The sequence below is a fragment of the Rosenbergiella collisarenosi genome (genome assembly GCF_018494085.1).
Classification (GTDB): Bacteria; Pseudomonadota; Gammaproteobacteria; order Enterobacterales; family Enterobacteriaceae; genus Rosenbergiella; species Rosenbergiella collisarenosi.
In genome coordinates this window covers 35423-53676 of the sequence record NZ_JABBFP010000014.1, presented here as the reverse complement: position 1 = coordinate 53676, position 18254 = coordinate 35423, and the positions used below count along the sequence as shown (strand labels likewise).

At 50.6% G+C, this 18254-nt stretch carries 9 protein-coding genes and 1 tRNA gene; 3 read left to right on the top strand and 7 right to left on the bottom strand.

Annotation, left to right across the window (positions count from 1 at the left end; all coding sequences use genetic code 11):
* Window positions 1-77 (top strand) — tRNA-Met (locus tag HGT70_RS15850).
* A gap of 43 nt (window positions 78-120) precedes the next feature.
* On the opposite strand, the gene argS is transcribed toward HGT70_RS15850, so the two are convergent.
* The 3 genes from argS to adiA form a co-directional block, all read right to left on the bottom strand.
* The gene (gene argS / locus HGT70_RS15845) at window positions 121-1863 is read right to left on the bottom strand and encodes an arginine--tRNA ligase (RefSeq protein ID WP_214196521.1); all 1743 of its coding nucleotides are present in this window, start codon (window positions 1861-1863) and stop codon (window positions 121-123) included.
* A 32-nt stretch (window positions 1864-1895) separates the two neighbouring features.
* A complete protein-coding gene (argR, locus tag HGT70_RS15840; protein WP_071431652.1) occupies window positions 1896-2369 on the bottom strand; it encodes a transcriptional regulator ArgR in 474 nt (157 codons plus the stop codon).
* Between the two features lie 276 nt (window positions 2370-2645).
* The gene (adiA, locus tag HGT70_RS15835) at window positions 2646-4928 is read right to left on the bottom strand and encodes an arginine decarboxylase (protein WP_214196520.1); all 2283 of its coding nucleotides are present in this window, start codon (window positions 4926-4928) and stop codon (window positions 2646-2648) included.
* Window positions 4929-5377: 449 nt separating this feature from the next.
* On the opposite strand from adiA, the gene potE reads away from it, so the two are divergent.
* Entirely contained in the window at window positions 5378-6700 is a 1323-nt protein-coding gene (gene potE, locus HGT70_RS15830; protein ID WP_214196519.1) for a putrescine-ornithine antiporter, read from the top strand.
* 34 nt (window positions 6701-6734) lie between these two features.
* Here the strand turns inward: potE and HGT70_RS15825 are convergent, their stop codons facing one another.
* On the bottom strand, window positions 6735-7952 hold the full coding sequence (locus tag HGT70_RS15825) for an N-acetylmuramoyl-L-alanine amidase (RefSeq protein WP_071431658.1): 1218 nt from the start codon (window positions 7950-7952) through the stop codon (window positions 6735-6737).
* A gap of 109 nt (window positions 7953-8061) precedes the next feature.
* Between HGT70_RS15825 and argA the strand changes: the two genes are divergently transcribed.
* Window positions 8062-9393 (top strand): amino-acid N-acetyltransferase, encoded by a 1332-nt coding sequence (gene argA, locus HGT70_RS15820; RefSeq protein ID WP_198363460.1) that lies wholly within the window; start codon window positions 8062-8064, stop codon window positions 9391-9393.
* Window positions 9394-9396: 3 nt separating this feature from the next.
* Here argA and recD read toward each other — a convergent pair whose 3' ends face one another.
* Genes recD through recC form a run of 3 tightly spaced genes read right to left on the bottom strand, consistent with a single transcriptional unit; the run spans window position 9397 to window position 18198 of the window.
* Window positions 9397-11238: an exodeoxyribonuclease V subunit alpha gene (gene recD, locus HGT70_RS15815; protein WP_214196518.1), complete on the bottom strand. Its 1842-nt coding sequence runs from the start codon at window positions 11236-11238 to the stop codon at window positions 9397-9399.
* The gene (gene recB, locus HGT70_RS15810; RefSeq protein ID WP_214196517.1) at window positions 11225-14773 is read right to left on the bottom strand and encodes an exodeoxyribonuclease V subunit beta; all 3549 of its coding nucleotides are present in this window, start codon (window positions 14771-14773) and stop codon (window positions 11225-11227) included. The genes recD and recB overlap by 14 nt, the downstream gene beginning before the upstream one ends.
* The gene (gene recC / locus HGT70_RS15805; RefSeq protein ID WP_214196516.1) at window positions 14770-18198 is read right to left on the bottom strand and encodes an exodeoxyribonuclease V subunit gamma; all 3429 of its coding nucleotides are present in this window, start codon (window positions 18196-18198) and stop codon (window positions 14770-14772) included. Before recC ends, recB begins: the two co-directional genes overlap by 4 nt.
* Window positions 18199-18254: the final 56 nt, after the last annotated feature.

The following is an 18254-nucleotide window of genomic DNA, read 5'->3' as shown; positions in this document are numbered from 1 at the left end:
CGCGGGGTGGAGCAGCCTGGTAGCTCGTCGGGCTCATAACCCGAAGGTCGTCGGTTCAAATCCGGCCCCCGCAACCAATTTAAGAAAGCTTATCAATGCATATTGATAAGCTTTTTTTCGTTACATCCGCTCAGGAATACGTATCCCCAAGGTTGATAGGCCTAGGCTCAATACTTTCTCGGTAAGTTGAGCTAGGTAGAGGCGGCTTTTGCGCTGCACAACATCGCTCTCTGTCACGATCGGTGAATTCGCATAGAGACGTGAAAAGAGTGATGCCAAATCGTAGAGATACTGACACATTATATTTGGTAATCCCTCTCTCGCGACCACACTCAGCCGCTCTTCCAGCTGAAGAATCGCTAACGCAATCGCGCGTTCCTCGCCCGTCGTAATGCTAATGTCCTTGCCATCCTGCCACACTATCCCCTGTTGCTGTGCTTTCTCTAACAGTGAATGAATACGTGCGCCGGCATATTGGATATAGGGGGCGGTATTCCCTTCGAAACTCAACATACTGTCCCAGTCGAAGATATAGTCGGTGGTACGATTTTTCGAGAGATCGGCATACTTCACCGCCCCAATACCGATAATTGTCGCCAGTTCATCCAGTGCCGTACCCGTGAAATGCGGCGATTTCTGCTCGATTAACTGCTTCGCTCGGCTAACCGCCTCTGCTAACAAGTCGCAGAGCTTGATCGTTCCCCCTTCGCGGGTCTTAAACGGTTGTCCTTGCTTATCGAGCATCATGCCAAATTTATGATGTTCTAACGCCACATTGGGCGGGACATAGCCGGCTTTACGGACAATCGCCCAAGCCATCATCAAATGCTGGTGCTGGCGCGCATCGATGTAATAAAGAATACGGTCTGCCTTGAGTGTTTCATAACGGTATTTTGCACAGGCTATATCGGTAGTGGTGTAGAGATACCCACCATCTTGCTTACGGACCACGACCCCCATCGCCTCACCCTGCTTATTCTGATAATCGTCGAGGTAGACGACCACCGATCCCTTCTCTTCCTTAGCGATATCCCGTGCTAAAAGATCATTGACGATTTCTGGTAGCATATCGTTATAGGCGCTCTCACCACGAATGTCTGCAGGCGTCAATGAAACGTTCAAGAGATCGTAATTATGCTGATTCTGCTGCATAGAAATATCAACAAGTTGACGCCACATCTTACGACAATACTCGTCTCCCTGTTGTAGCTTGACCACATACCTTCTGGCACGCTTGGAAAAATCGCTATCTTGGTCATAACGTTTTTTTGCCTCGCGATAAAAACCCTCAAGATCGGAGAGCGAGAGAAGATCCTGGCGATCGACCTCCTCTAAGTGCGCAATCAACATACCAAATTGCGTCCCCCAATCCCCGATATGGTTAACCTTAGTCACCTTATGGCCAAGAAAGCGTAAAGTGCGTACGCTGGCATCGCCAATAATCGTCGAGCGTAGATGCCCGACATGCATCTCTTTTGCGACGTTAGGCGAGGAGTAATCGATCACCACATGCGAGGGGGATTGACGGGCCACGCCTAACCGCGGATCGTCGGCTAACGCCGTGAGCGACTCTGCTAACCAGCTATTTTTTAAACGGATATTAATAAAACCCGGCCCTGCTACCTCAATCGACTCGGCACGCGCAGTAACCTCGCTAGAGGATTTCATCTGTTCGACGACTTGCTCTGCTAATTGCCGTGGCTGCCGTTGTAATTGCTTAGCGAGGGGGATGATAGAATCGATTTGGTAATCCCCTAATTCATAACGTGTCGAGACTTTTGCACAAATAGGTAAGGGCGATGAAATCCCTAGCTGTTGTAGTGCTTCCTGTGCATAAGAAGAAAATAATGCTGATATATTCATGGTATCCCCTCTAGTAATTCCCTATTCATTCATTAAAGATTGTCGGAATTTAATATTTGTATGACAGATTTATAAATATCATTAATATCGGCATCAATAACTGGCACAGTGAATATCGTGTCGTCACCCGCGACAGTGCCTAATATTCCGTCATTTCTCCCGCAAGAATCGAGTAAGCGTGCAATGAGGGGAGCGGCACCAGGTACGGTATGAATGACCACCATCCATTGATTATAATCAACACTTAGCACCGAACTTTTCAGCGTAGTTTTTGCCGTCGGAACACCCCGTTCAGCAGGGAGGCTATACACCATCTCCATCCGTGCATTACGCTTACGTACTGCGCCATAGCTGGCGAGCATCCTAGATATTTTAGACTGATTGATATGCTCAAAACCTTGTTGAGTTAGATGCTCAACAAAATCAGATTGCGAGCCAATACATTCATCTGCTAAAAGTTTTTTAAATACACGATCGAGATCAAGACATTTATTTTTCTTCAACATATAACTGTTACCTTTTACACTCGGTAAAGATGAATACCGTAGCTTTTATTATTCATGACCCCCGTTATTAAAAGAAGACCTACCTGTCTTGGTTATTGACTTTAATCATAATGCGATAAATTAAAAATAAATCCTAATTATTCAAATACCCCGAGATAAAAATAATATTGATATGGATTAACATACAACATAATCATTAATAAAAAAGGGTAACAATATAAATATTGCTACCCTAGGTCTATTTCAGTATTAATTGATGCTAATCAAAGGACGTGCTTATTTCTTTATGCACATGACGTGGTAAATACCCTCCTCTTTCTCCGCACCTTCAGTTTCATGCTCGAACCCTGGGAACGCGTCATCCCATGCTTGCAACGCTTGCAAGTAGGCGATTTGCGGGCTGAGCTGATCACCGAAGTTCTCCCCGGACATTAACATTGGGATCCCTGGTGGATAAGGGATTACGGAATTGGCGGCCGTACGACCGGCTAGCTGATAAATGGAAACTAATTCCACATTATCTTTGACCAGTTGTGTATAAGCATCACGCGGCAACATATCCATAGTTGGAAGTGTTGAATAGGCCTTATTTAACTGTTCGCTAGGGTTATGTTTTTTGAGGAAATCGATCATCCGGCGGCCCAGCTGTTGCATGGTCATCTCACCATATAGTGCTGGGTCGGTTTCGACTAAACCAGGCAGAACTTCACTCAGTGGTGCATCGGCATCATAATGTTTTTTGAAGGCCAACAAGCTATTCATCAACGTCACCCATTTGCCCTTTGTCACCCCCATTGAGAAGAGGAACATCACTTGGAAGTCGGTGGTACGCGTCGGGACAATGCCTAGGCTAGACAGATAAGCGGTGACTAACGCAGCAGGCACGCCTTCATCCTGTAACGTTCCGTCGTCGTTGAGACCTGGAGTGAGTAGGCTAACCTTCACCGGATCGAGCATCACCCAATTGTCATCAAGCCCGGCGAAGCCATGCCAGCTATCTTGAGGATCGAGCATCCAGCAACTCTGCTCTTTAACTAGCAGTTCACGCGGTGCTTCAGCGAAGTCGTAACTTTGCTGGGTAGCAGGGTCGATCACTACCTCAGGGTTCCACGGTTTAAAGAACCAACTCTTGTCGGCACAGGCTTGCTGGTGCGCACGTGCGACCGCCTGACGAAATTCTACGGCCTCTTCAATCACCTCGGTGGTTAAATTAATCCCTTGATTCCCTTCCATCATCGCAGCCGCAACGTCGTTAGACGCCGCAATCGAGTATAGAGGCGAGGTTGTCGCATGCATCATATAGGCTTGGCTAAACTGCGCTGGCTTGATCGAGGCGCGCCCTTCACGCATATGAATATAAGATGCCTGGGATAAGGCATTCAATAATTTATGGGTAGAGTGCGTCGCGAAGAGCGTTGGCTGGTCTGCGCCATGTGCCGCCTTGTCGCCGCGCATCGCGTGGAAGCTTTTATAAATCGGATTGAAGCGAGAATAGCCGAACCATGCTTCGTCGTAGTGGATCCGATCACAGCTTTCCCCTAATAGCCGTTGGATTTCATCCCCGTTATAGATAAGTCCATCGTAGGTACAGTTAGTCACAACACTGTAAACGGGACGGCTGTTCGGTGCTTGGCTGGCAAAACGGTTATCGGCAATGCGCTGTGCAATTGCGGAATGATGCATCTGTGCTTTCGGAATCGGCCCGATGATGCCATATGCGTTACGCGTAGGTGTCATATAAACCGGAGCGACGCCTGTCAGCATCAGCCCCTGCTCAATTGACTTATGACTGTTACGGTCGCAAATCGCAATATCGCTGTCGGTACAACAAGCCTGCATAATCGTCCGGTTTGCGCCAGACGTACCGACCACCAACGAATAGGATCGGTGCGCGCCAAATACTTCAGCAATATACTTTTCGCTATCCCCAAACGCGCCGGTATGATCTAACATCGACCCAAGGCAAGCCCGTTCGATCCCCATATCGGTACGGAAGATGTTTTCGCCGTAGAAGTCGAAAAACTTACGTCCGACCGGCGTTTTACAAAAGCCAATACCGCCTTGGTGACCCGGTGCCGACCATGAGTACTCTTTTTCCTTGGCATATTTCATCATTGCCGACATGAGCGGCGGCATAATGATTTTTTCGTAACGAGCGACTGCCGCCTGTAAACGTCCCACGATAAAATCGGTAGTATCGTCTAGCACTAAGAAGGTTTCCGTCACGTTATTCATAATGTCTGACGGAATCGATTTACCCTCTTCATGCGTATTCACTAATAAGAATGCGGGTACCTTTTCATGACGAACCCTCAACTGTTTGAGAAGGTGGCAGATAGCCTCAGTCTGCGTCGGTGCCCACTCAATCATAATGCAGTCAACCGGTGCCATAGAGCTGACATAGGTAGCTGCCTCTTGATAGTGGTGGGTAAATTTAACGCGCTCCCCTTTGCTGCGTAGGGAATGACTGATGTTATCAATCGTCTCTTCAAGAGGCGTTAGACTGGTTTGTTGCGTTCTCGCCTGGTGTAGGGCAACTAAATAATTTTTGTCACACATATAGACCTCTTTATTATTTTAAATAGATAAAGACAGGTTATTCTTTCGTTATCAAACAACCTTAACCAAAAGCAAACTCGTGAAGTTAATAAAAACGTAACGCTAATTTAAAAAGAATTCCAGCGTATTTTTTAGAGTAAAAATATTTTTAGATAGATATTAATGATGGCCGAATACAAATATAATAAAAAACACCATAATATATTAAATTAGATATACAAATCATCGACTTAACCAAATAACTCACAGGTTAAAAACAAATGAATAATTATCTAAAAAAATATTTCTTCGGTGATAAATTGATATCAATCAATTACAAGAACCCTTTAAAGTCATAATTTAAAAACATACAAACCCTTCCATTAAAATAAAAATGAATATTAATTCCCACAAACAAGAATATAAATATTCAGGTGGAAGGATGATCTTTTAACATTAGGAGAAAGTGTATGACGACGAAATCAAAAAAGATGGGGGTAATGGACCTCACCGTGCTGGTCGCGGTTAACATGATGGGGTCAGGAATTATCATGCTGCCCGCAAGCTTAGCTGAAACTGGAGCGATTTCGGTTCTCTCTTGGCTAGTGACGGTAGTCGGGGCAATGTGCATTGCGTACACTTTTGCTCGCTGTGGGGCGTTATGTCGGCGGTCGGGGGGGATGTCTGCCTATGCCTCAGAAGCGCATGGTAAATCGGCATTTTTCATCGCTTCCTACACCTACTATATCTGTTTAGTGATCAGCTGTGTGGCGATCGCTGTGTCGGCCACCGGCTATATGGCCCCTTTCGCACCTTGGATTAAAGAGACGCCGATTCACACCTTTATTACCGTTGTGGCTATCTTAGTCGTTACCATGGTGGCAAATTTTAAAGGGCCGAAAATTACCGGACGAATCTCTAATTTTACCGTATGGGGGATTATTATTCCGGTTGCCGGTCTGTCGGTGTTAGGGTGGTTCTGGTTCGATCCCGCTATTTTCAGCGCTTCGTGGAACCCGCATGGATTTACAACCGGAGGGGCTATCTCTTCAGGTATCTCCCTTACCTTGTGGGCTTTCTTAGGAGTGGAATCCGCTGGGGCTAACTCTGACGCGGTGGAAAATCCTGAACGTAACGTCCCACTAGCCTGTTTGTTCGGGACCGGCTTCGCGGCCATCGTTTATATTGCGTCGACTACCGTTATTCAAGGAATTATCCCTAATGCGGAATTAGCGGCGAGTAATGCGCCTTTCGGTCTGGTCTTTTCAACGATGTTTAATCCGACCATCGGCATGATTGTCACTGGTTTGGCGGTAATTGCCTGTATCGGTTCGCTACTCGGTTGGCAGTTTACTAATGCGCAGGTGGCAAAGTCCGCGGCAGACGACCGTTTATTCCCCACTATTTTTAGCAAAATGAGTAAAGATGATGCTCCGATTGCCGGAATGCTAATCATGCTGGTTCTTGAGCTATTGCTGGCATGCATGACCATCTCACCTAACCTGCTTAAACAGTTCAACATGCTGCTGAACCTCGCGGTATTTATCAATATGGTGCCTTATGTCCTCTCTATGACGGGTCTACAGGTGATGTTACAAAAAAGCCACGTCAGCGCATCAGAGTATCGTATCGCCTCGGTCGTTAGTACCGCCGCGGTTCTCTATAGTATTTATGGGGTCTACTCTTGCGGGGTTGAGGCCGTCTTCGGCGGAACAATTATCACTATGGTCGGTTATATCTTCTACGGATTCATTGCAGGACGCGAGAAAGAACAACAATTATCACAACGCTAAGCCACACGCCCTACCCTATGGGTGGGGCGTTAGCCTAATTAGTATGCTTCGCTTTATAACGTGTAATTCCCGCCAAAATTGCCTCGGCAACCTGCTGTTGATACCGCGCTGTCTGTAACTTCCGCTCTTCCTCAGGATGACTAATAAAGGCGGTTTCGACTAGTATCGAGGGAATATCGGGAGCCTTGAGTACTGCGAATCCCGCCCGTTCAACACGCGTCTTATGTAATGGACTAATTTTTTGTAATTGATCGAGAACGGCCTTACCGAGCAGCGCGCTGTCGTGTAACGTTTGACGCTGCATTAATTCAAGCAGGGTGTTATCCAGATAATAATCCCCACTCCGACTTACCCCACCGATCAGATCCGATTCATTTTGCGATTGCGCAAGAAAACGTGCGGCCGCCGAGGTTGCCCCCCGTGTCGATAAAGTGAATACCGACGAGCCGCGAGCTTGGCGATTTGCGAAGGCGTCCGCATGAATCGAGACGAAAATCGTCGCTTTCTGCTGCTGGGCTTTGACGACTCGAGCGTTAAGCGGAACGAAATGATCATCGTTGCGTGTCATGAGTGCTGCCATATTCGGCTGTTTATCGATCAGCTGCTTTAAACGCTTAGCGATCTGTAACACCACGTCTTTCTCGCGCGTTTTACGTAACCCATGTGCACCGGGATCTTCACCGCCATGCCCCGGGTCGATCATCACGATAAACGGCGTGTGAGTGACGGTCTGCGGCAAGGCCTTGAACGGGGTATTGACCGCTGGCGTCTGTGCGATGAACACGCCAAGAGGGTCTTTCTCATTATTCAGTTTGGGATAGAGGTCGATAACCAATCGGCGTTGAAAATGGGCGACCGGTTTCAAATCAAAGATATCTGCCCGTATCGGCTGCTTTAAATCGATGACAATACGTAGCGTGTTGCTATCGAACTTAGCGACACGGATCCCGGCGATAAAGGGGTCGCTAGCCTTAACGAGGCGGCTTATATTACGCAGAGACTGGCTCGTTCGGAAGTTATCTACATCGATCACCAAGCGCCGCGGATTATTCAATATAAAATAGCGATAATGAGGGGCGATTTGCGACTCAAACGTAAGCCGCGTATAGAGTGTGGAGGGCCACACCCGCGCCGCGCTAAATTGAGGATCCGTATTGGCCGCATACGCCGGTGGCGTCATGCCTGCTAGGCAAGCGATTAGCGAGATATTACGTAGAAGCCGACGATAGCCTCCTCCTTTTTGGTACACCATTATCCTTGTCCCTAAAGATAAGTTTGTGATTTAACACAATCACACCTTGCAATTTGCACTTATTAAGAATAAAAATACATTTATAACGAATAAAAATTCACTTGGAGTTATCGTGACAGAACGTAGCACTGAACTGGTTAGAGGTTTTCGGCATACCGCGCCCTACATTAACACTCATCGTAATAAGACCTTTGTCATCATGCTCGGCGGTGAAGCTATCTGCCATGAAAATTTCCTCAGTATTGTCAGTGACATTGGTCTGTTGCACAGTTTAGGTATCCGCCTCGTCGTGGTATACGGCGCACGCCCACAGATCGATGCGAATTTACTCAGTCATAATATTGAGCCGACTTATCATAAGTATACAAGAGTTACTGACGCCCAATCCTTGGAGTTAGTCAAACAAGCAGCGGGTAGGCTGCAATTAGATATTACGGCACGCCTCTCAATGAGCCTTGGCAATACGCCGCTACAAAACGCACATATTAACGTTGTCAGCGGTAACTTTATCATCGCACAACCTTTGGGCGTCGATGATGGTGTCGATTATTGCCATACCGGCCGTATTCGGCGTATCGATTACCAAGCGATTAATCAGCAACTCGATACTGGGGCGATTGTTCTGCTCGGTCCCGTCGCCGTCTCGGTGACCGGAGAGAGCTTTAACCTCACCTCCGAAGAAATCGCGACGCAAGTGGCGATTAAACTCAATGCCGCGAAAATGATTGGGTTTTGTTCCGAGCAAGGCGTGCCCGACGATAACGGGAAGATTATCTCTGAGATATTTCCTGACCAAGCCGCGCAACGCATTAAGCAATACGAAAATGCAGGTGACTACTTATCGGGGACCGTGCGGTTCTTACGCGGCGCCGTGCAAGCCTGTAAAAGTGGCGTCCCCGGCAGTCACCTGATTAGCTATCTCGAAGATGGTGCGCTGCTGCAAGAACTTTTCTCTCGTGAAGGGATTGGTACTCAAGTCGTGATGGCCTCGGCTGAGCAGGTTCGTAAGGCGACGATCGACGATATCGGCGGCATCCTCGAACTTATCCGCCCTCTCGAACAGCAAGGGATACTCGTCAGACGCTCCCGCGAACAATTAGAGATGGAGATCGATAAATTTACGGTGGTGGTACGCGATCAACTTACCATTGCCTGTGCGGCTCTCTACCCCTTTAGTAAAGAGAAAATCGGAGAGATGGCCTGCGTCGCCGTCCACCCCGATTACCGTAGCTCTTCGCGAGGCGATGTTCTGCTCCAGCAAGTAAGCCAGCAGGCACGGCAAGCGGGATTGGAAAAGCTATTCGTGCTGACCACCCGCAGTATCCACTGGTTCCAAGAGCGAGGCTTTCAGCCGGTCGATGTAGAGTTCCTGCCGGAAAGTAAACAGAAACTCTATAACTACCAACGGCGCTCAAAAATCTTAATGCTTACCCTCGATTGATCGCTAACGCAGCGCAGCCGTTAATCCACTACGGCGGGAGGTTTGGTTGGCTATCGCACGGCTGATCATACTTGCCTCACCATAGAGGGTTAACTGCGATTTGGCACGGGTAATGGCGGTATAGATAAGTTCTCTTGAGAGCACGGGACTAAACTGACGCGGTAGCACCAACGCCGTGTGCGTAAACTCGGAGCCTTGAGACTTATGGACCGTCATCACCCAGGCGGTTTCGTGTTCGGGTAAGCGCGAGGGCTGTACGGCCCGCAGTTCGCCACTCGGTAATTGAAAATAGACCTTTAATTGCTGTTCATCATCTAACAGCGTGATGCCGATATCGCCGTTAAATAGCCCTAGGCTACTATCATTACGCGTGATCATAATTGGCCGCCCGACATACGCCTGTTGCGTAGGAGGAAGCGGTGGCAATAGCCCACGTTGCCGTAATGCAGTCTCGATACTTTGGTTAAGACCTTTCACCCCGAACGCACCTTCCCGTAAGGCACACAGCACCTGATAGTGGCCGAAGTCTGACACAACTTTATGCGGCGAAGAGCCACTGGCTATCGCCGCTAAAAAGGGCTGATAGCCTTGGCAAATTTCGGTTAGTAGTGTTTGCCAGTCCCCTTCATCCGCCAAGGTACGCCAGTGGATATCGCGATGCTCTCCGGCCAGCAAAGCCTGCGCCTGACGGCTATCACCTTGGTTTACCGCCTTCGCGAGCTGCCCGATACCTGAATCGCCATCGAATCGGTAGCTGTGCGTCAGTAAGCAGATACTCTCTCGAAGTCTTGGTGCATCGCTAAGATCATTCCCTGCGATCACACAGCCGGTGAGGCGAGTAAGCTGAGCTGCACGCGCACGACTATAGCCATACTCGGCACTACGACAGATATCGCCGAGCACCGCCCCCGCCTCGACAGAAGCAAGCTGATCGCGATCGCCCAAGAAAATAACGCGAGCGCTTGCCGGTAAAGCTGCGATCAGGTTCGCCATCATCGTTAAATCGACCATTGAGGCTTCATCGACGATTAATACGTCGAGATGTAAGGGGTTTTGTGCATGGTAACGCAGCTGACGCGTTGTTGCCTGTGCGCCCAATAAACGGTGTAGCGTTGTCGCTTCGCGAGGAAAACGCTGGCGAACCGCGTCGTCAACCTCAAGGCCAAGGAGTGCCTTGCCCAGCGACTCGGTGAGTCGAGCGGCCGCCTTACCGGTGGGGGCCGCCATCTGAATTCGCAGTTTATTCGGGCTGAGCTGGATCATCGCCGCCAGTAGCTTTGCGACCGTCGTCGTTTTTCCTGTCCCCGGACCGCCGGAGATAATTGCATGGCGCGCGGTTAGCGCGACAGCGGCCGCGACTTTCTGATCGTTATGCGACGCCTCACCAAACAATCGGTCCAAGATCAGCCGTGCCTGCGCTTCATCATCGACCTGTTGTTCAGGAAAAGCGTTAAAAAAGGCCGCCACTTGCTGTTCATACTGCCAGGCTCGTTGCAAATAGAGCTGGTGGTCGACCAAGCATAGCGGCCCTCTGTGCGTCGGCGAAGAGAGTGCTGGCCAATGCTCTAATTGGCGTTGCCATACCTCTGCCTCCATGGGGGCCTCGCAGAGTTGCCATAATCCTTCAGCGGCGACACGTTGCGACCCCGCCCATAATCCTGCGGGCGTTAGGGAAGCTAAATCGATGCAGACATGCCCCTCACCCGCGCTGGCGCTGACACAGGCCGCGGCGAGAAAATAATCCGCTCGTTCGCCACCACAGACAAGGCGCGCAAATTGTAGGTCTACCGGTCGGAACAGCTGCGCGGTGTGCGCATAGCTCATCACCTTATCAAGCGGATTCATCAGTACCCTCTTCTTCGCTAAAGAAACGATCCATCTGCTCAATCAAAGCAAGAGGCGGTCGTGTAAAATAGATCCCGTTTCCGGGTAAATTATCTGCCATCCCCCGTAGAAAGAGGTAATAGACACCCCCAAAATGTTGCTCATAATCGTAGTCAGGCAGGCGATGACGCAAATAGCGATGGAGCGCTAGGGTATACAGCTGATATTGGAAATCGTAACGATGCTCTACCATGGCATTAGCCATCGCCGCCGGGGTATAGGCTTGGCTATTTTCACCCAGCCAATTCGACTTATAGTCCGCGAGGTAATATTTACCCTGCCAGCGAAAGACCAGATCGATAAAGCCCTTCAGCATCCCCTGAACTTGGGAAAAAACTAACGCCGGTGCCTGGGCGGATAGCGGATCGTAGCGCTTGATGCATCGATCCAACGCCGTAGCGTTCAGCGGTTTTTCGATGGGGATCCAAAACTCCATCTCGATCACGCGATCGCCACGATCGATCTGCGAGAGCGAGGTTTCGGCCATCGGGAGCTGTTGGGCTAATACGCGCTGGATCCACGTATGCACCACACTCGTCCATGTCTCTTCATAGCCCCAGCCTAATAGCTGTTCGGTCACCCACTGTGTTTCGGGTATCGCGGTAAAATCGAGATGTTCGAAGAGATAGTGTAAAAACGTCCCCGGCCCTGCTCCCTTGGGAAACTGATGAACCGTCGCGGTAGAAGGAGACTCATCGGCACGTTCAGCCACGACCTCGTTATCAAAGCCCGGAACAAAGAGCTGCCGACTGCTAGCATGGTGCGTTAACGCGGAATAGCTGGTCACTCGCCAGTGGTCCTGCAATGAGCGTTGCAAGACCCGTGCAAAAACCTGTGAAGCCACCGGGACAACCGCTTGATAGTCGGTGGTAGAGCGCTCGCTGGCCATTATTAGCTCACACTCGCTATCGGCCATCGCGGCCAACGCCGTCGCTAGCTCCTGGGCGGTAGCAGGCTCCCCTTTTTGTAGCAGGTAGCCGACTGCACTGCGCTCAAGCTCGGTAGGCCCTTGGTATTTACGCTTACGATAAAATAGCGGCGCAATCCCTAGGCTACAATGCCAAATGGAACGGGTCATAGCGACATAGAGTAAACGCAGATCTTCCGCTAGCCGCTCTTCTTCCGCTAATTCGAGGCTTTCCTCGTCAGCCTGCAGATCGAGTACCGCGGAGAAATGCTGGCGGTCATGGTACAGCGGCTGCTTCGTTTCTCGATAGCTAGCGATAAAGGGCAGCCAGACCAAGGGGTACTCTAATCCTTTAGATTTATGGATAGTGACTATTTGGACTAAATCGCGATCACTCTCTAACCGTAATTGTTGATTACGTGCATTATCATCGGGCTGATCGACTTGCTGCGCGAAAAAGCGTAGTAGCGCATGTGGCGTATCGTGATCGGCAGATGCTGTTTGCAGTAACTCACTGACATGCATAATATCGGTCAGGCGGCGCTCACCCCGTTCACCCGATAAGATATTCTCGGCGAGTCCCTGCTGCTGCATCACCGAGCGGAACATAGGTAAGAAGCCGTAGGCCCGCCATTGCTGCTGCCACTGCACGAAGCGATCGGTCAGCTCATCCCATTGACGACTATCTTGACTGAGATCCTCGATCTGCATCGCCGAATAGCCGAGTAGGCGTGTTGCCAGCGCAGTGCGTAATAACGATTCCTGCTGCGGCGTCAAGATTGCTTGTAATAGCCACAGGAGTTCTTGCGCCTCCACGGTTTGGTAGACGCTATCTCGACTGGAGAGATAAACGGAAGCGATCCCCTGCTGCTGTAGGGCGTCGCGAATGAGGCTTGCCTCACGGCGGCTACGTACCAATACCGTGATGTCCGCCGCGCAGACGACGCGACGAGTTTCTCCTCTCACCAACCAAGCCTGCTGCTGCTGCCCGGCGGTCAGCCACTGCGCGATATCGTTAGCACAATAGTGCGCCATCGTATGCTGATAATCCGTAACGTTGCAGCCTTCACCTTCTTTTAGCCACCAGCGCATTGCGGGCTGCTTCTCGCCATCTCGCCACACGCTAAGATCGTGATTATTCGGTGCTGATGCGACCGGCAGGAAGGGAATATCGGCAAAGAGAAAAGGATGTTCAACACGCTGGAACAGCTGATTGACCGTGGCGACCATCCCCGGCGAAGAGCGCCAGTTAGTATGTAAGGAGTAGTGATCGACGACCTCGTCACGCGCTTTAATATAGGTAAAGATATCCGCACCTCGAAACGCATAGATCGCCTGTTTCGGGTCGCCAATCAACAGGAGTGCCGTCTGCGAAGCTGGCGTGTAGATATGGCTAAAGATCCGATATTGGGTCGGATCGGTATCCTGAAACTCATCCACCATCGCGACCGGATAGCGCTGACGGATCGCCTCGGCCAGCGCCTCTCCCTGTGGCTGTTGTAACCCGCGATCGAGTTTAGTTAAAAGATCGTCGAAGCTGAGCAGCGCTTGTCGCTCTTTTTCACGACGCAGATTTGCGCGGATATCCTGAAGCGCTAGCGCAACGAGCGGTTCGTATAACGAAATAGGTGTCGCAAGGAAAAGGTCAATCGCCTCAAAAACGCTGTGCTGCGGAGCCTGCCCTTTTTTAGTCTTGGCCAATAGCTGGGCTTGGCTAAATTTCTCAAGCTCTTTTTGCGGAAATTGATACCCGGCCTCCTCGCTTTCAGCCCACAGCGTGATGGCGTTGATCCAATTCGGGACATGCAACTTGGAATAGCTACGTTTATCGACGTCGGAGTCCATAACCAAGGCATAAACGTCCGCCGCTATTTGCTGCCACTGCTGCTTCATCTCGATAATGCGGCGGCAGTTTTCTTGGTGGCATTCGCTAAGATCCTTAGCGGACAGCGGATGTTTAAGCTGTACTGACTCCCCCTGTAACCAGGCTTTAATAGAGTGTAGGAGGTGTTCAGGACCGGTGAACAGTGCCACTATCTCTTGGGCTATCGTCTCATCAAGCGGATAACAATAACGTCGCCAAAAATCTTCGGTCGCTTGTCGTAATAATTGTTGCTCATCTTCTAACAACTCTTGTTGAAATAGCATCCCCGACTCGAATGCATTCAGGTTCAACATGCGCTGACAAAAACCATGGATAGTATAAATCGCAGACTCGTCCATCTGCCGTTCGGCCAAGAGTAAGATCATCGCCGCATTGGCTTTATCGTCGATTTCATCGAGTAGGCGACGCATGACTGGATGGTCAGAATACCCGCGAATACAGGCAATACGTAGTTGATGGATATTCTCGCGGATCCGTCCACGTAGCTCCTCAGTGGCCGCTTCCGTAAAGGTCACAACAAGAATTTCTTCCACCGACAGCTGGCGCGGCCATGCAGCGGCTTGCCCTAGGCCTAACAACAGCCGTAGATAAAGGATAGCTAAGGTAAATGTTTTTCCCGTCCCCGCAGAAGCCTCGATGAGGCGCTGCCCTTGCAAGGGTAACGTGAAGGGATCCAGCGTGATCGTCGGCGAAGAGTGGCTCATGATCCAGACTCCGATGGCTCAGGGCTATGCGCTTGTATTATCGGGAGATACCATGTCGCGGCTTGTTGGCAAATCTCTGTAATATGCTCAGCGGTCAGCTGAGGGGCGAGGCGTTGTAGATAAGGGTCGCTGCCTTCCCCAGCCATTAAATACCCCTCATGCCATGCCGTCTGTAGGCGTTGCAGGGCGGTGTTCTGTGTCTCTTCTTGCCAGTCGATGGCCGCAGGCTGGCTATTCTTGATGAGAGAAGCCTGTAACCAGCTCCCGCCACTCTCTTTAAGCAACCAGAGCGGTTCAACCATGCCTTGGTAATAGCCCTGCATCATTTTCTCCAATTCGATAATCGCTTGGTCTGCGGGCAGAGGTAAGAAACGCCAACAACTCTCATCACGCCCATAAAGACGGCTGATCCCCCCTCCTCCCATCGCACAATAGAGGAGATGCTCAATCCACAGCACGAGTCCGTCGGTCAGGTTAAGCTTACCCGGACGCCAACGCAGCAGCCCATCGGCTTGTACCTGCGGTATCCAGCCGACCACTCGCGTCTGGAGCAGGATTAAATCTACCTCCATACTCTGGGTGGCTTGGCGTTGGCGTATCACCGTCTCGGCAATGCCTTCCATCTCTCGACATTGCCGCTGCCAAGTCAATCTCCCGTATGCGCCATAGGGGAGCTGACCGGAAAGCCGATAGTGGCGATAGAGTCGATCGGCAGGCTCTTGCTCAATAAGCGTATTAAGGAGCAATTGGTTAAGCTGATAACGCGTGAGGTGATCATGAGTAAAAGGCTCGCTCTCAGGAAGGCCGACCGCCTCACGGTGGAAATAAACGCCTAATCGGCGGGTAAACCACGCACGGATTGGATGCCGCCAAAAACTCGCTAACGCGCTAATCGGTAGCTCTTCAGGGATAAGCGCCGCTAAGGGTTGAGCGAAGGTCGGCTGTAGACTCCCGGTGCGATTTGCTGCTGCCGTCCACTGTTGTGCGAAGGAGCGCCAAGGGTTCGTTGGGCTAAAGTTCTCCACTGAGAATGGCGTGCGTGCTTGCGCCAACACGAGGTGTTGTTGGACGCGGCGTGCACTTTCATCCACATCACAGTGTGCATCGTCCGCGAGATGGAAGCTTTGCCCGATATACTCCAAAAGCTCCGTCACCAAGACCGAGGCTAACCGTGGCTGATTATCTTGAATAGAACGGCCAATATAGCTGACATAGAAGTAATGCTGCGCCGAGGTTAGCGCCTCTAAGAAAAGATAGCGGTCATCATCGCGACGGTTCCTATCTCCTTTTCTCGGAAGTTTTGGCATCAGGTCGAAGCCAGAGGGCAGTAACGTACGTGGGTAGACGCCATCGTTCATGCCAAGTAGACAGACGACTTTGAACGGAATCGATCGCATCGGCATTAACGTACAAAAATTGACTTGCCCAGCTAAAAACCGTTGACTGACACGCTGTTGCTCAAGTCGTCCCCGTAGCTCATCACGCAGTAGGGTCATCGGGATCGGCTGGGCGTAATGGGAGTCGATACCCTCTTGCAGGACCTTACGCCACTGTTCATGGATCACTTCCAAGGCCGCTTGGCTTTCGGCATCGCCGATAAAAAAGCGCTCGGTTAATTGTCGGCAGTAGGGTAGCCACTCTTCAAGTGTATTAGAGTCGGTCAGCCGCTCACGCCATTGCGTTAACGCGGCAAGAAACTCGGCCAGTTGCCCCGCTAGTTCGCCCATCAATCCGGCGCTTTCATCAAAGGGGAGTATGCCCTGCCAATCGCCTACACCGCTATCCATGGCATAACCGAGTAGCATACGCTGGATCCCAAACTGCCAAGTATGTTGGCCGGTAATCGGCAGAGCGAGCTGCGCAACGCTCTCGTCATCCAGTCCCCAGCGTATGCCAGACTCCTCTACCCAATGACGCAGCCGCTGTAGTTGCTCTTCGCTTATCGAAAAACGCTCCGCTAAGGCAGGAACCTCCAGGAGGGCAAGTACTTGTTCGGAGGTAAATCGGCTGTCCGGTAGCATTAATAGTTGGATAAAGGCTTGGATGACCGGATGAGCATAACTCGCGCTGCGATCTGAAATAGCAAAAGGGAGGTAGGCGTCGTTATTAGCACGCGAGAATACCGCTTCGATGTAAGGCGCGTAGACATCAATATCCGCGACCATCACGATAATATCCCGTGGACTGAGTTCTGCGTCCTGATCGAGTAGAGTCAGAAGATAGTCTCGTAATACTTCGACCTCTCGTTGAGCATTGTGGCAACTCGTTATCGTGACAGATCGATCATCGGCCGCTAATTCACGCTTAGCCGCGCTGTGCATAAACTGCTGTTCGTTGAGCCCCACTACAGAATGATCTTCCAGCATCAAGATATCGTGTTGCAGCTGCGATAGAAGGTGGGTGGGTTCGCTCTCGACAAACGCATGGATCTCATCGTTAACGCTCTCCATCTGTGCGAGTAGATAGAGGTTATCGCGCCCTTGCCGCCCCCATGACGCTAACAACGGGTTCGGGAGCGCCTGTTCACCCTCGGAACTAAAAAGCTGAGCGGCGACGTCGGGTAATTTGAATAGCCCTCGTTGCTCTCCTGTCTCTTGCCATTGCTGTTGCTTGAGCGCATAGACCTTACGCCGCCGAGTTAATAACCTAGCAAGAAAAGCACGGTCTTGAATATCGCCCCAGTAATGCTGGCAGGGATTGGTAAAGAGTAGATGAATATCACTGTGTCGGCCTAGCGCCTCCAGTGCCTGTAGGTAAATCGGCGGCAGTGAAGAGATACCACAAATAAAAATCCTTTTAGGTAGCGCCGCCTGAAAATTGCCATCGGTGAGGCGTTCGATAAAGCGCTGATACAGATTGGCACGATGCCACTCCGGCTGGCCTATCTCTTCCGTATAGGCGACGAGCGCCTGCCATAGTGGTGCTTGCCACGCTTGGGCGCTACCTAGCTCAGGAATACGCTCTCCTCGTTGCCACAGCGCCAGCCAATCTGGACGATAGACGAGGTAGTGGTCGAAGAGGTCAGCGACTTGGGCGCTGAGCTGGTAGAGCTTGCGTTGGTCACTATCATCCACCAGATAGTCGCTCAACACCAAGAAATCGGGCTCATCACGCAGCGCCGGCAATAAGTGCATCAGCTTCCAGCTCATTGCACTCTTGGTAAACGCACTCTCGGCAGGAATATTCGGGAGCACGGCGACAAACATCTGCCAAATAAAGGTTGCAGGAAGTGGAAAGTGGATATTGGCCGCGATGCGCGAACGAAAACCCGTCGCCAGCTCCATCTGTAGCCACTGTGCCATACCCGGACTTTGTACCAATACCACTTCCTGCTCTAGCGGATCGGGCAGTGGATCATTTTGCATAATCGAGGTAACCAGATCTTTGAGTAAATCCAGGCGATTGGAATGCCAAACACGAAACATAGTGACCTCTTTTTCCTACTAATTAGCGCGTAGTATACCTCGCTTGGTCTGTTATC